Raw genomic sequence first — 1471 nt, 5'->3', positions numbered from 1 at the left:
GCGTCCTCCCGCCTTCCGGATACCCCCGCGCCCGATGCCGGCCCCGGGGGTATCCGGAAGGCGGGAGGACGCGGGTCGGTCAGCCCGCGACCGTCGCGGGCTCCCTCCGGGACACGACATCGAGGACGGGGGCCCCGCGCCGCAGCCTGACCCGCAGCCGCAGCCCACCGATCCGGGCCAGCACCAGCGCCACCACCAGGGCCGCGACCGCGCAGATGGCACCTCCGACCAGCATGCCGATCCGTGGCCCCATGGTGTCGGTGATCCATCCGAGCAAAGGGGCCCCGATGGGGGTGCCGCCGAGGAAGACCATCATGTGCAGGCTGATCACGCGGCCGCGCATCGCCGGATCGCTGGCCAGTTGGAGGCTGGTGTTGGCGGTGATCATGAAGGTCATGCCGGCGAAGCCGATGGGGATCATCAGGAGGGCGAAGACCACGAAGTGCGGGGCGCCGGCCGCCACGACCAGCAGGGCACCGAACAGCCCGGCGGTTCCCACGGTGAACCTCATCCGGCTCCCCATCCGCCGGGCGGCGAGCAGTGCGCCGGCCAGGGAGCCGACCGCCATGAGGGTGTTCAGCAGGCCGTAGGTTCCCGCTCCGGCGGCGAAGACGCGGTCGGTGAAGGCGACGACCCAGATCGGGAAGTTGAAGCCGAACGTGCCGATGAATCCCACCAGCACGACCGGCCACAACAACTCGGGGCGACTGCCGACGTAGGCGAGCCCTTCCCGCAGCTGTCCCTTGCGCCGTGGAGCCCGTTCGGTGGGGGTGAGTTCGGAGGTGCGCATCAGGAGCAGCCCGAGCACAGGGGCGATGAAGGACAGGCCGTTGAAGAGGAACGCCCAACCGCTTCCCACCGCGGTGATGACGAGGCCCGCCACGGCGGGGCCGACGATACGCGCGGATTGGAAGTTGGCGGAGTTCAGTGAGACCGCGTTGCGCAGCAGGGCGGGACCCACGAGGTCGGAGACGAAGGTCTGGCGGGCGGGGTTGTCGATGACCGTGACCATGCCGACGACGAAGGCCAATCCGTACACGTGGTACACGTGCACCTGGCCGCTGAGGGTGAGCGCCGCGAGGACCAGCCCGGTCAGTCCCATCGCCCCCTGGGTGCACAGGAGCAGCCGACGCTTGTCCATGCGGTCGGCGAGCACACCGCCGTAGAGGCCGAAGAGCAACATCGGCAGGAACTGCAGAGCCACGGTGGTGCCGACCGCGGCCGCCGAGCCGGTGAGGGTGTGGACCAACCAGTCCTGGGCGATGCGCTGCATCCAGGTACCGGTGTTGGACACGATGGCGCCGAGGAAGAAGATCCGGTAGTTGCGCACCCTCAGGGATCGGAAGGTCGTGGGCTTCTCGGGTTCCGCGGGGGGCTCGTTCGAGGTGGGTTGGTCGGGGACGGAATTTTCTCCGGATCCCGAGGTCAAGGTACTGCTCCTCACGTGTGGGGGCGGGATTGGTCCTCTCGC

General features: G+C 69.3%; 1 protein-coding gene. It reads right to left on the bottom strand.

Going from position 1 to position 1471, the window contains the following annotated elements:
* Window positions 1-79: 79 nt before the first annotated feature.
* The gene (locus tag FNQ90_RS22925) at window positions 80-1429 is read right to left on the bottom strand and encodes an MFS transporter (protein WP_194432806.1); all 1350 of its coding nucleotides are present in this window, start codon (window positions 1427-1429) and stop codon (window positions 80-82) included.
* Window positions 1430-1471 lie beyond the last annotated feature (42 nt).

It is taken from the genome of Streptomyces alkaliphilus (assembly GCF_014141535.1).
GTDB lineage: Bacteria > Actinomycetota > Actinomycetes > Streptomycetales > Streptomycetaceae > Streptomyces > Streptomyces alkaliphilus.
The sequence above is the reverse complement of the archived record's forward strand: the minus strand, read 5'-3'. Positions and strand labels throughout refer to the sequence as shown.